This is a genomic window from Pseudomonas sp. MWU12-2037 (genome assembly GCF_023242345.1).
Lineage (GTDB): Bacteria > Pseudomonadota > Gammaproteobacteria > Pseudomonadales > Pseudomonadaceae > Aquipseudomonas > Aquipseudomonas gingeri_D.
On the sequence record NZ_JALLIZ010000020.1, the window covers coordinates 24,582 to 37,889 of the forward strand.

At 62.0% G+C, this 13,308-nt stretch carries 10 protein-coding genes; 3 read left to right on the top strand and 7 right to left on the bottom strand.

What is annotated here, in order from left to right; translation table 11 throughout:
- Window positions 1–12: 12 nt before the first annotated feature.
- Window positions 13–381 (bottom strand): PilZ domain-containing protein, encoded by a 369-nt coding sequence (locus M5B42_RS26555; protein ID WP_152741773.1) that lies wholly within the window; start codon window positions 379–381, stop codon window positions 13–15.
- A 233-nt stretch (window positions 382–614) separates the two neighbouring features.
- On the opposite strand from M5B42_RS26555, the gene M5B42_RS26560 reads away from it, so the two are divergent.
- The 3 genes from M5B42_RS26560 (at window position 615) to yjiA (ending at window position 4,018) form a co-directional block, all read left to right on the top strand.
- On the top strand, window positions 615–2,681 hold the full coding sequence (locus M5B42_RS26560) for a carbon starvation CstA family protein (RefSeq protein WP_177099320.1): 2,067 nt from the start codon (window positions 615–617) through the stop codon (window positions 2,679–2,681).
- Window positions 2,682–2,696: 15 nt separating this feature from the next.
- Window positions 2,697–2,894 carry a YbdD/YjiX family protein gene (locus M5B42_RS26565; RefSeq protein WP_017123431.1) on the top strand — a complete coding sequence of 66 codons (198 nt, stop codon included), beginning with the start codon at window positions 2,697–2,699 and terminating at the stop codon, window positions 2,892–2,894.
- Between the two features lie 137 nt (window positions 2,895–3,031).
- A complete protein-coding gene (gene yjiA, locus M5B42_RS26570; RefSeq protein WP_248747476.1) occupies window positions 3,032–4,018 on the top strand; it encodes a GTPase in 987 nt (328 codons plus the stop codon).
- A gap of 260 nt (window positions 4,019–4,278) precedes the next feature.
- Here the strand turns inward: yjiA and M5B42_RS26575 are convergent, their stop codons facing one another.
- The 6 genes from M5B42_RS26575 to M5B42_RS26600 form a co-directional block, all read right to left on the bottom strand.
- Entirely contained in the window at window positions 4,279–4,947 is a 669-nt protein-coding gene (locus M5B42_RS26575; protein WP_248747477.1) for a GntR family transcriptional regulator, read from the bottom strand.
- A 25-nt stretch (window positions 4,948–4,972) separates the two neighbouring features.
- On the bottom strand, window positions 4,973–5,683 hold the full coding sequence (locus tag M5B42_RS26580; RefSeq protein WP_248747478.1) for an FCD domain-containing protein: 711 nt from the start codon (window positions 5,681–5,683) through the stop codon (window positions 4,973–4,975).
- Window positions 5,684–5,781: 98 nt separating this feature from the next.
- Complete coding sequence (locus M5B42_RS26585; protein WP_248747479.1) at window positions 5,782–7,095, bottom strand: C4-dicarboxylate transporter DctA; 1,314 nt, start codon at window positions 7,093–7,095, stop codon at window positions 5,782–5,784.
- A gap of 405 nt (window positions 7,096–7,500) precedes the next feature.
- Window positions 7,501–7,740: a hypothetical protein gene (locus M5B42_RS26590; RefSeq protein WP_178130025.1), complete on the bottom strand. Its 240-nt coding sequence runs from the start codon at window positions 7,738–7,740 to the stop codon at window positions 7,501–7,503.
- A 232-nt stretch (window positions 7,741–7,972) separates the two neighbouring features.
- Window positions 7,973–9,226, bottom strand: coding sequence for a serine hydroxymethyltransferase (gene glyA, locus M5B42_RS26595; protein WP_103497057.1), 1,254 nt, complete (start codon window positions 9,224–9,226; stop codon window positions 7,973–7,975).
- Between the two features lie 97 nt (window positions 9,227–9,323).
- On the bottom strand, window positions 9,324–13,175 hold the full coding sequence (locus tag M5B42_RS26600; RefSeq protein WP_248747480.1) for a bifunctional diguanylate cyclase/phosphodiesterase: 3,852 nt from the start codon (window positions 13,173–13,175) through the stop codon (window positions 9,324–9,326).
- Window positions 13,176–13,308 lie beyond the last annotated feature (133 nt).

Consider the following 13,308-nt stretch of genomic DNA (forward strand, 5'->3'; position numbering starts at 1 on the left):
GTATGGCTTTGTTTACAGCTCGATCAGGGCGCCCAGTTCCCGTTCGAGTTCCGCCGCGTCGGCCAGATTCAACTCGATCAGGCGCCGCAGGTGCTGGATCGATTCCAGGCCGATATGCAGGCACTTGAAGCCCAGGTGGTCTTTTTCCCGGTGCACCAGTTCGGCGTCCATTTCGACATGGGCGTTTGCCGCCAGGCGAATGTCGACGCGGAAGATGCCCTCGTTGCTGTCATCCCAAGTGCCGGGTCGCTGAAGTAGCAGCCCCTTGAGCGACAGGTCGATCAGATGCGCCGACCAGACGGTGGAGCCCTGGCTGAGGGTGGTGTCGGCGTCGAAATCAATACGTTTGAATTGGCGTCGATTGGAATGCGGGTCGCTCATGACGTGGCTCCTTGGCGTATTCACTGACTATAGCCTCCACAGCCAGCAGGAGCGAATGTATAGCCGGATACCACACGATTTGTGCTGCCGTGGGCCAGGGTGGGTGGCTATTGCAAGCCATCGCGCCGGGGCAAAAAAGCCGTTCTCGAGCAATGTCGGGTATGGCCTTTGGCCCTGTTGGCGCTAAACTCAAGGTAGCTGTCTTTCTTGTCCTCTCTGGCTGGAATATAAAAATGAAAAATAATAATAGCCCGCTACGCCACCTACCCTGGCTGCTGCTGGCAATCGTTGGAGCATGCGCCCTGGGCGTAGTGGCCTTGCGCCGCGGCGAGGCGATCAACGCCTTGTGGATCGTGGTCGCCGCTGTGGCGATCTATCTGGTTGCCTATCGTTACTACAGTTTGTTCATCGCCAACAATGTCATGCAGCTCGATGCCAATCGGGCCACGCCGGCGGTGCTCAACAATGACGGTCTGGACTATGTGCCGACCAACAAACACATTCTTTTCGGTCACCACTTCGCGGCCATCGCCGGCGCGGGACCGTTGGTCGGGCCGGTGCTGGCGGCGCAGATGGGGTATCTGCCTGGCACGCTCTGGCTGATCGCCGGTGTAGTCCTGGCCGGTGCGGTGCAGGACTTTATCGTCCTGTTCCTCTCCACCCGCCGCAACGGCCGTTCCCTGGGCGATATGGTCCGTGAGGAAATGGGCCGCGTGCCGGGGACCATCGCCCTGTTCGGCTGCTTCCTGATCATGATCATCATCCTCGCGGTGCTGGCGCTGATCGTGGTCAAGGCCCTGGCCGAGAGCCCATGGGGCATCTTCACGGTGATGGCGACCATCCCGATCGCGATGTTCATGGGCATCTACATGCGCTATATCCGCCCGGGCCGCATCGGTGAAATCTCCATTGTCGGCGTGCTCCTGTTGCTCGGCTCGATCTGGCTGGGCGGGCAGATTGCCGCCGACCCTGTGTGGGCCAAGGCCTTCAGCTTCACTGGCGTACAGATCACCTGGATGCTGGTCGGTTACGGTTTTGTGGCAGCAGTGTTGCCGGTCTGGCTGATCCTGGCGCCGCGCGACTACCTGTCGACCTTTCTCAAGATCGGCACCATCATCGCCCTGGCGATCGGCATCCTGATCACCATGCCCGTGCTGAAAATGCCGGCGCTGACCCAGTTCGTCGACGGCACAGGTCCGGTCTGGAAAGGCGGCCTGTTCCCGTTCCTGTTCATCACCATCGCCTGTGGTGCTGTCTCGGGCTTCCACGCGCTGATTGCCTCGGGGACCACGCCCAAGCTGCTGGACAAGGAAACCAACGCCCGCTACATCGGTTACGGCGGCATGCTGATGGAGTCCTTTGTGGCCATTATGGCGATGGTCGCCGCTTCGGTGATCGAGCCAGGCGTGTACTTCGCCATGAACAGCCCGGCGGCGGCGGTCGGCAGTGATGTGGTGACGGTGGCACAGACCGTCACCAGTTGGGGCTTTGCGATCACCCCTGACGCCCTGCTGGCCGTGGCCAAGGACATCGGTGAAACCACCGTGCTGTCACGTGCCGGCGGTGCGCCGACCCTGGCGGTCGGTATCGCGCAGATCCTCCACCATGTCCTCCCCGGTGAGAACAGCATGGCGTTCTGGTACCACTTCGCGATCCTGTTCGAAGCACTGTTTATCCTGACGGCGGTGGATGCCGGTACCCGTGCCGGACGTTTCATGTTGCAGGATCTGCTCGGCTCCTTCGTCCCGGCGCTCAAGCGCACCGAGTCGTGGACCGCCAACCTGATCGCCACCGCCGGCTGCGTGGCCATGTGGGGTTACCTGCTGTATCAAGGCGTGATCGACCCGTTGGGCGGCATCAACACCTTGTGGCCGCTGTTCGGCATCTCCAACCAGATGCTGGCCGGTATCGCGCTGATGCTCGGCACCGTGGTGCTGATCAAGATGAAACGCCAGCGCTATATCTGGGTGACCTTGCTGCCTGCCGCCTGGCTGTTGATCTGTACCACCACCGCTGGCTTTATCAAGCTGTTCGATGCCAATCCGGCCATCGGTTTCCTTTCCCTGGCGAAGAAATACAGCGTAGCGTTGGAGGCAGGGCAGGTGATCGCCCCGGCCAAGGACATCAACCAGATGCAGCACGTGATCTTCAACGCCTATACCAACGCGGCGTTGACGGCACTCTTCCTGTTTGTGGTATTCAGTGTGCTGTTCTATGCCATCAAGGTCGGTGTCTCGGCCTGGGGCAACAAGGAACGCACGGACAAAGAAACCCCGTTCCAGGCCGTGCCTGAAGCGTAAAAGAGGAATACCGCCATGTTCAACGACCTGAGTCGCCTCGGTAAATACCTCGGTCAGGCCGCGCGCCTGATGGTCGGCATGCCCGACTACGACACCTACGTCGAGCATATGCAGAACAAGCACCCGGACAAGCCGGTCATGACCTACGAGGCGTTCTTCCGGGAACGCCAGGAAGCCCGTTATGGGGGCAAGGGCGGGCCGAAGTGCTGTTGACCCGGGTGGCGCTCTCTTGAGGGCGTACCGGGTTATTCAAGGCTGAACACTGTCACTGTGGGAGCCCGGCTTGCCGGCGATGGCGATCTTGCGGACGCCATCGCCGGCAAGCCGGGCTCCCATCGTTTTTTTAGCGTATGGGAGATTTCTGTTTGTCAGTTCCTATTCCTGTGACCGTCCTGAGCGGTTTCCTCGGCGCCGGCAAGACCACCTTGCTGCGCCATCTGCTCAAAGCCGAGCACGGCCTGAAAATCGCCGTGATCGAGAACGAATTCAGCGACGCCGGCATCGACACCCAACTGCTGGGTGCCGAGCCGGTGCAAGTGATGACGCTGTCCAACGGCTGCGTCTGCTGCACCATTCACACTGACCTGACCAAGGCCCTGTATCTGCTGCTGGAGCGCCTGGACAGCGGCGAAATCGCCTTCGACCGACTGGTGATCGAGTGCACCGGTCTGGCCGACCCGGCCCCGGTGGCGCAGACCTTTTTTATCGACGAGGAATTGCGCGAGCGTTATCTGCTCGACGGCATCATCACCCTGGTGGACGCGGCCCATGCCGAGCACCACCTGACCCAGGCCATCGCCCAGGCGCAGATCGGTTTTGCCGACCGGCTGCTGGTGAGCAAGCGTGACCTGGTGGATGAAGCGACGTTTACGGCCTTGAGCGAACGGCTGACGCGGATCAATCGCCGGGCACCGATCCGTATCGTCGAGCACGGCAACATTGATCTGGCCGAACTGCTCGATGTGCGCGGCTTCAATCTCAATGCCGACCTGGGTGGCGGCTTGAGTTTGCGTCCGGTCAGCAAGGCCGCATCCATCGACCGTATTTCCAGCCTGGTGCTGCGTACCGACCAGCCGCTGGATATCGACAAGCTCAGCGAGTTCATGAACGAACTGCTGGAAGATCACGGCAAACAGTTGCTGCGCTACAAGGGCGTGTTGAATATCGCCGGTGAGCCCCGGCGCATGGTGTTCCAGGGGGTGCTCAGGCTGTACGGTTTCGACTGGGACACCGAGTGGGAAGAGGGCGCGGCGCGGGAGAGCGTGATCGTGTTTATTGCCGATGACCTGCCGGAAGAGAAGATTCGCGAAGGCTTTGCGAAGGTCGCGACGGCTTGATGTGAGCACTGTGGTGACTGGGCAAACCCTGATGCCGTTCAGTTAAGGCCGAACACCGTCCTTGTAGGAGCATGGCTTGCCAGCGAAGGGGGCCTCAAGATCGCTAAAAGCTTCGCGGGCAAGCCCTGCTCCTACAGGTTAAGTGGCGTTTTCAATATTCCATTCCCCTCGACATGAACGGCATTAAGGCAAGCCCGCTCGCCACGGTTGAGTCCGCGTTTAACTGGGACGGCTGGCTTCCTGGGAAGATTTTGGCGGACTCAGGACCACTGCAGGACGCCAAGCTGATCCAGGTACTCCGTCAGCCATTCGACGCCGACTCCGGCATTGCCGTTCTCCACGGCATTGACGATGGCCTCACGTACTCGCCAGTCCTCGTTGCGCGCCGAATGTTGCGCCAGGGCCAACCCGGTCAGCGGCACCAGCCCGCTGAGAAAGTGCGCCAGGGGGGCGTTGCCGGCCATCCTCGCCAATTCCAGATGAAACTCGCCCCCCAGCCTTGTCGCCGTGTTCTGCCGGCCAGCTTCGGCATTCTGGCGTTCACGGGCGACCAGCGTGCGAAGCGCTGCAAACGTCAGTCCAGCGGACTTGGCGCAAACCAGCTCGATAACGCTGATCTCGGCCAGCCGCCGCGCTTGCAGGGTCTGGCGGATCTGTTCGGCGTCCGGCTCGGCGACCCGGGCGCGTTGGTTGGGGCGGGTAAGAATGATCTGTTGCCGCGCCAGACGGCTCATGACCCGGCGCACCTGGCTGCGACCCGCGCCGTAGACGCGTATCAGGGCCTCTTCACTCAACCCCTCGGCAAACTGGCGGTCGAGGATGTCTTCGAACACCTGGGCGTAGAGCGTCTCGGCGCAGAAAGCCGGGCCCTGTGGCGGCACCAGGGTACGCCGGGTGGTGAAGGGCAGGGATGTCGCAACGCTGTTCATATCCGGTCTCCCCTTGGCGGGTGGGTTATTGCTCGGTACTGCCCAGATGGTCGTCCGGGATGGTGAGTTCGATGCCCATGCGTCGGCCTTCCTGGAGGATATGGCGACGCATTTCCGCGCTGGCCAGGGCGCTGTTCTTGTTGCGGATGGCGCGCACTACGGCCTCGTTTTCCAGCAGGCGTTCGGCCAGGTGTTCCGGCGAATTGCGCAGGACCTCGGCGCTCTGCTTGAGGGCGTTGCTGGTCTGTTGCACCACGTTCTGGAAGATCGGGTTGGCGGTCAGGGCGAACAGCTCTTCATGGAAGGCGATGTAGGCGTTCATCCCGGCTTCGCTGTCATCGGCCTCCAGGGCTTCGCGCATGTCCATCAGGGTCAGGCGCAACTGGCCGACTTCCTTGCTGCTGATGGACTGCGCCACCAGCCCGACGATAAACGGCTCCAGGGTGTAGCGCAGTTGCAGCACATCTTCGAGGCTGGCGTCGGCCACGCCGCTGTGGGCGGCCGAGGTTTCGCTGGGGGCGGCGTCGAGCACCACCACCCCTTTGCCCGGCATCGAGCGCACCAGGCCAAGGGTTTCCAGCACGGTCACGGCTTCGCGCAGGCTCGGGCGGCTGATGCCCAGCTGTTCGGCCAGTTCACGCTGGCCCGGCAGCATCTCACCACGGCGCCACTGGCCCCGGGCCAGGGCCGCCCGGAGTTTTTCTACGACTGAATTGACAACGGTTGAGGTAATCACGGTGTACTCCAGATAAAACGGTGAGGCCACGACCCGAGGCCGGCGCTTGTTTCGCGGGCCAGGGGCCAGTACCGGCGCCCGTCCCCGGGCGCCCGGCATCAAAACTCCTGCTGATGAGCCGGTGTTGCCGGCTTTCTCGGCGTAAAGGCATAACCTTGCTGGCCATCGAGGACCTTGTGGGCCCGCTGCACATCGATGTCCTTTTCCCAGCGGGCGATGGCCACGGTCGCCACGCAGTTGCCGACCAGGTTGGTCATGGCCCGGCCGATGCCCATGAACCAGTCGACCGCCAGCACCAACACCAGCCCGACCACCGGGATCGCCGGAATGGCCGTCAGGGTGGCGGCGAGGATCACCAGGGCCGAGCCGGGAATACCGTGGGCGCCCTTGGAGGTGATCAGCGACACCAGCAGGATGGTCAGCAGGTCGCTCAGCGCCAGCGGGGTGCCGGTGGCATTGGCGATAAAGACGATGGCCAGGGTCAGGTAGATCGAGAAACCGTCCAGGTTGAACGAATACCCGGTCGGGATCACCAGGCCCACCGTCGAACTGCCTATCCCCAGGTGCTCGAGTTTGCGCATGACCTGCGGCAGCACGGCATCCGAGGACGCAGTACCCATCACGATCAGCAGGTCTTCGCGCAGGTACTTGAGGAAGGGCAGGATCCGCAGGCCGGACAGGCGCATCACCAGGCCGAGGATCACCAGCACGAAGCACAGGCAGGTCACGTAGAACAACGCCACCAGGCTGCCGAGCTGGCGCAGCGAGTCCAGGCCGTAGGTGCTGGTGGTGAAAGCGATGGCGCCGAAGACGCCAATCGGCGCCAGGCGCACGATCATGCCCATGATGCGGAAGATCACGTGGCTGAGTTCATTGATCAAGCGCGAGATGCCTGACGCCGACTCGCCCACCAGGTTCAGGGCGCTACCGAACAGTACGGAGAACAGCAGCACCTGGAGAATATTGTTGTCGGCAAAGGCGCCGATCACCGAGTTGGGGATCAGGTCCATCAGGAACTGCGTGGTCCCGCGCATATGCTGGCCACGGTCGGCGAGGTCGCCCAGGGCCACCTTGGACAGTTGCTCCAGGTGAATATTGGCGCCACTGCCGATGCCGGTGGAGAAGGCCAGGATCAGCCCGATCAACAGGGCGATAGTGGTCAGGACTTCGAAGTAGATCACCGATTTGAGGCCGATCCGCCCGACTTTCTTCAGGTCGCCGGCACCGGAAATGCCGCTGACCACCACGCAGAAGACGATCAGTCCGATCAGCATCTTGATCAGCTTGATAAAGCCGTCGCCGAGGGGTTTGAGTTGGACGGAGAATTCGGGAAGGGCGAGTCCGCAGATGATGCCGAGCACCAGTCCAAGGACAACCTGAAGGAAAATCGAACGCGAGCACCATCTGAGCATGGGGAGGATCCTGGTCGGCGTTCCGTGATCTGTGCCGGTGGCCGCAGCTTCGGAACTTAATTGTTGTGGTCTTACCGGTATGTCCAGTGCGGGGTCAGTCTACGCCCGGTTTTTCCCGGATAACAAGGTATTTTCGCGAAATTGGTTGGACCGGTCTGACCAGTAATGCTGGTCCTGTAGGAGCTGGCTTGCCGGCGATGAGGCCCGCAAGTGCGATGCAAGCCTTCAGACCGCCATCGCCAGCAAGCCGTCTCCCACAAAATGGTGCTCCGCCGCAAGGTGCTGCTTTACTGCGAAGGGGCGACGGACGGCGAGTTTCCTCCAGGCGAAAAAAAGCCCGGCCATGGCTGGCCGGGCTCTTGGAGGGGGACCGAGTGGCCGCGGGTTGACGGCACGTCTTCGGTTCTAGAAGCAGCGAACCGTCTCAGCCTGGAGATACTTGCGGGCCATTTTGACTTCCGCGCCTTGCGCGGTGGCCGCGAGCATTCTTTCGTGGGCGACTTCGACGCCTTGGGGGGCTTGGGGTGAAGGTGTGAGTGCAAAGCAGTTGTACTCGTTATCCGTGGTGGTGTCTGCGTGTACAGCCGTGGTGAACGCGATGCTGAACACGGCCAGTGTGGCGCCTCGGATAATGGGTTTTATCATGGCTGAAACCTCGTTTTGAATGAGGTATCAGCATGTCCTTTACGCATCGCCAGACGTATTGGCAAAAGTCGTCAGTGACCGACAGGTGTTTCCGGCTTTGTGTCTGAAAGCTGATGGCAAGGTGTAAAGGCTTTGCTTTTACAGGGGACAAAAACACCAATGCCCCGACAAGTCGGGGCATTGGTTTCAGTCTACCGGCCTGTCGGCCAGATGGGCTTTCAGCGAACCGCTATCAAGCGCCGTAAACCGGCAGCTTCTTGCAGATCGCCTTGACCTTCTCGCGAACGGCGTCGATCACCGCTTCGTTGTTCAGGTCAGCCAGGATGTCGCAGATCCAGCCGGCCAGTTCGCGGCAGTCGGTTTCCTTGAAGCCACGGGTGGTGACAGCCGGGGTACCGAAACGCAGGCCGGAAGTGACGAACGGGGAGCGTGGGTCGTTCGGCACCGAGTTCTTGTTCACGGTGATGAAGGCTTTGCCCAGTGCGGCGTCGGCGTCCTTACCGGAGATGTCCTGCTTGATCAGCGAGAGCAGGAACAGGTGGTTCTTGGTACCGCCGGAAACCACGTCGAAACCGCGTTCGATAAACACTTCGGCCATGGCCTGGGCGTTTTTCACCACTTGTTGCTGATAGGCCTTGAACTCAGGCTGCAGCGCTTCCTTGAAGCAGATCGCCTTGGCCGCGATCACGTGCTCCAGCGGGCCGCCCTGGGCGCCCGGGAATACGGCGGAGTTCAGCTTCTTCTCGATCTCGGCGTTGGCGCGAGCGAGGATCAGGCCGCCACGTGGACCGCGCAGGGTCTTGTGGGTGGTGGTGGTGACCACGTCGGCGAACGGCACCGGGTTCGGGTAGACGCCAGCGGCGACCAGACCGGCCACGTGGGCCATGTCGACGAACAGGTAGGCACCGACCTTGTCGGCGATGGCGCGGAAACGTGGGAAGTCGAGGATCTGCGAGTAGGCGGAGAAACCGGCCACGATCATTTTCGGCTTGTGCTCGACCGCCAGGCGCTCGACTTCGTCGTAGTCGATCAGGCCATTGGCATCGATACCGTATTGAACGGCGTTGTACAGCTTGCCGGAGGAGGAAACGCTGGCGCCGTGGGTCAGGTGACCGCCGTGGGCCAGGCTCATGCCCAGGATGGTGTCGCCGCCTTGCAGCAGGGCCAGGTAAACGGCCGAGTTGGCCTGGGAGCCGGCGTGTGGCTGGACGTTGGCGTAATCGGCGCCGAACAGTTCCTTGGCACGGTCGATGGCCAACTGCTCAACCACGTCGACGTATTCGCAGCCGCCGTAGTAACGCTTGCCCGGATAGCCTTCGGCGTACTTGTTGGTCAGGACCGAGCCCTGGGCTTCCATCACCGCGGGGCTGGTGTAGTTTTCCGAGGCGATCAGCTCGATGTGCTCTTCCTGGCGCTGAGCTTCTTGCTCCATGGCGGCAAAGAGATCGGCGTCGTACTTGGCAATAGTCAAATCACGGCTGAACATGGCGGTCCTCAAGGATCGGGGGCAGAAAAGAAGGCATTCTAACCCAATGGCTTTTATCTGGCATATGAAAGGGCATCATGTCGCAGATAAGCGGCGCTCAATCGAACATGAACAGCGCATCATTGCTGAACTGCGCTTCAAAGCGATTGGGCGCCATCGGTCGGCCGAACAGGTAGCCCTGCACTTCGTCGCAGCCGTGCTCGCGCAGGAAGTCGAGCTGCTCGTGGGTTTCCACGCCTTCGGCGATCACCGCCAGGTTCAGGCTGTGGGCCATGGCGATGATCGCCCGGGCGATCTGCGCATCCTGTTCGCCCGACGGCAGGCCGTCGACGAAGGTGCGGTCGATCTTCAGCACGTCGATGGGGAACTGCTTGAGGTAGTTCAGCGACGAGTAACCGGTGCCGAAGTCGTCCACCGCGATGCTCAGCCCGAGGTTCTTGAGCCCTGCGAGAATCAGCATGGCCTCGCTGACTTCGCGCATCAGGATACTTTCCGTCAGTTCCAGCTCCAGACAGGCCGGCGAGACACCGGTCTCCTTGAGAATATTGGCGATCCGCTTGCCCAACTGGCCGTCGGAGAACTGCCGCGCCGAGATGTTCACCGAGACCTTGGGCACCCGCACCTTGGCCAGGTGCCAGGCCTTGAGCTGGCGGCAGGCTTCGGTCAGGACCCAGTCACCGACATCCACCACCAGCCCCAGCTCTTCCAGTACCGGAATGAAATCCCCTGGTGGCACCAGGCCACGCCGTGGGTGGCGCCAGCGCAGCAGGGCTTCGGCACCGGTCAGGCGCTTGCCGTCGCCGCTGAACTGCGGCTGGTAATACAGCACGAATTCGTTCTGCTCCAGGGCGTGGCGCAGGTCGCTTTCCAGCTCCAGGCGTTCCAGGGCGCTGGCGTTCATATCGGCCTGGTAGAACTGGAAGTTGTTCTTGCCGCGTTCCTTGGCGTGGTACATCGCGGTGTCGGCGTTTTTCATCAACTGGCTGAGCTCGCTGCCATCCTGCGGGCTCAGGGCGATACCGATACTGGCGGTGACGAAGAACTCACGGCCTTCGAGCACGAACGGCGTCACCAGGCTGGTGAGAATCTGCTCGGCGACATTGATGGCCCGGTTCAAGGCCATTTCCCGAGTGGCCCGCGGTTGCAGCAGGAGGGTGAACTCGTCGCCGCCCATGCGCGCCACGGTGTCGTCGTCGGCCACGCAGGCCAGCAGGCGGGTGGCCATTTCCTTGAGCATGCGGTCGCCGGCGGCGTGGCCCAGGGAGTCGTTGATCGGCTTGAAACGGTCCAGGTCGAGGAACATCAGCACTACCCAGGACTTCTGCCGCTCGGCCTGCTGCAGCGCGGTGTGCAGGCGGTCCTGGAACAGCGTGCGGTTGGGCAGGTGGGTCAGGGCGTCGTAGTAGGCCAGGCGGTGAATCCGTTGTTCGCTGGCCTTGCGCTCGCTGATATCGGTGAAGAAACACACGTAGCTGGCCAGGTCGCCTTCATCGTCGAGTACCGCGGTGATGCCGACCCAGGCCGGGTAGTGCTCGCCGTTACGGCGTTTGAGCCAGACTTCGCCTTCCCAGGTGTTGTGCTGCTCCAGTTGCTTGAGTACATAACGCAGGTGGGCTTCCTGCTGGTCGTCGACGGTGAGCAGGCTGGGCAACTGGTCCAGCACGTCGGCCACGGCGTAACCGCTGACCCGGCTGAACGCTTCGTTGGCCTGGACAATGTAGCCGGCCGGGTCGGTGATCAGGATCGCCGAGGTCGAGTGCTCGAAAACCGTCGCGGCCATGCGCAGGTCTTTTTCCGCCCGGCGTTGCTGGCTGATGTCGCGGCCGACGCCGAGGATGCCCTCGAAGGCGCCGTGTTCGTCCCACACCAGCACCAGGCGCAATTCGATGGGAATCTTGCGGCCGTCGGCTTTCAGGCAGTCGAACAGGAACAACTGGGTCTGCACTTGTTCGCGCAGTTCGGTCAGTTCCTCGGGTTTGTCCAGGGCCTTGCTGACCCGCTCCATCAACAGGTAGATGCCATTGAGTTGCTGCGGGTTGGCAATGGTCGACTGCCAGCCATGCTGGAACACCCAGTCGACTTCATAGCCGAGCACCGCCTGGACCGACGGGCTGACGTAGTTCAGGCTCAGTCGGCTGTCGGTGGAGAAAATCACGTCGCTGATGCTTTCGGCGAGCATCCGGTAGCGCTTCTCGCTGTCGCGCAGGGACTCGCTGGCCTCGATCTGGTCGGTGACGTCCTTGGCCACGCCGATGATGCGCGTGACCTGGTCGTACTTGTCCCGGGCCAGGGCCTGCTCGCGGACCTCGAAGTGCCGCCAATGCTCGTTGCGATGGCGGAAACGCAGCTGGCACTGGAGCAACTGGCTGTAACCGGCATGGCGCTGCTGCTGGCGCAGGCGATGATAGTGCTCGGCGTCTTCGGGGTGCAGGAGGATTTCCCAGAAGTATTCGCCCATCTGGTGCAGCTCGGTCTTGTTGTAGCCGAGGGTCTGGCCCAGGTGATGGTTGCTGAAGATCATCCGCTGGCTGATCACATCCTGCACATACAGGTGATCCGGCACGGTACGCACCACATCCGACCAGAAACCCTCGCGTTCCAGCAACGACAGTTCGATCAGCTTGCGGCTGGTGATATCGGTGATGCTGAGGATCACCGAGGAATAGTCGCTGGCGTCCTCCGGCAGGCGCATGACCAGCCACAGGTGCTGGTCCTGGCCTTGGCCGGCGCTCAGCTTGATCTCCAGTTCCAGCTGGTTCTGGCGGTTGAGCAGCGCTTCGACCAGCGAGTAGCCGATACCGGCGGCATTGCTCGGGCAGCCGTCGATCAGGCATTGCCAGGCGCTTTCACGGGAATCGACATTGAGCAGGCGCAGGGCCACCAGGTTGACCTCGGTGATCCGCAACTCCTGCATCAACAGCCGGCGGTGCTCGGGGTCGTGGGCGATCCAGTGCTTGAGCGACTCGCTGTCCAGCAGGCGATGCTGTTCGAGGAAAACCGGCAGCCCGGAAAGGTCGAGGACGCACAAGGCAACGCCGGTACCCTCGAAAATATCCTGGTAGCGCCGGCGTCCTTCAGTGACCTGCAACTGGCGCCGCCGCATGTTGAGCAACGCCAGCACCGGCAGCAGCGACAACCCCAGCCCCAGCAGGCATTTGCCGATCAGGGCCGGCAGCAGGTCCTCGATCACCTTGCGCGGGTCGAACAGGCCGCGCAGTTGCCAGTCGCTGTTGGACAGCGGCGTGATCAGCACGCTGTTGGCCTCTTCGTCGGTGCTCAGCGGCACCGGCGTGGGGGCGATGTCGTCGTCCCGGCTGATCACCAGGTGATTGTTGCGGTTTTCGATCAGCCAACTGGCCCCCGATTCCTGATTGCCCGGGCGGGTGAGGTCCTGGAACAGCCGGGGTGACAGGCGCAGGACCCAATAGCCGTTGCTCTCGCCGCTGGCCTGCTGCAACAACAGGTGAACGGCCGAGCCGTGATCGTCATTGGTGAAGTAGTAGGTCTGCTTGCGGTTGCTGTGCTTGACCTGTTCGACGAGGAAGGCGGCGTCATGGCTGTCGGTGGCGCTGTCGCTGATCAGGGCGCCCTTGGCGTCGAGCAGGGCGATGCTTTGCAGGTCCGGCATCGACACCCGTACCCGGTCGAGCAAGGCCAGGAGTTCTTCGCGGTTGTTGGGTTTGTCGACGATCGGTAGTAGATTGAGGGCGATCTGCGCATTGAGCGCCATGTTCAGGCTGACGCGCTGGGCCAGGTCGGCGCTCGAGTCGATGCTGTTCTGGCGTTGCAGTTGGCGGGTTTGCTGGAATTGATCGATCAGTTGCCAAAACAGCAGGACGAGCAGGAACAGCACCAGCGTGGCCAGTATGCCTTTGAGTGTCCCGCGCAGCGGTGGAGTCGAGGCCGGGTTGGCTGCGCGCGCGGACGATGGCGGATTGGCGTTGGTCAAACTGTGATCCTGCGGTTGGGCTGGATTGGCGCGACATGCACTATAAGCCGGACGCCCGAAGGGCGGCTAGCATGCCTTGAGTTGTGGCAAAGTGCCAGTCCTGTTCGACCGAGCGGTTTGCCCTGTCTGCCGC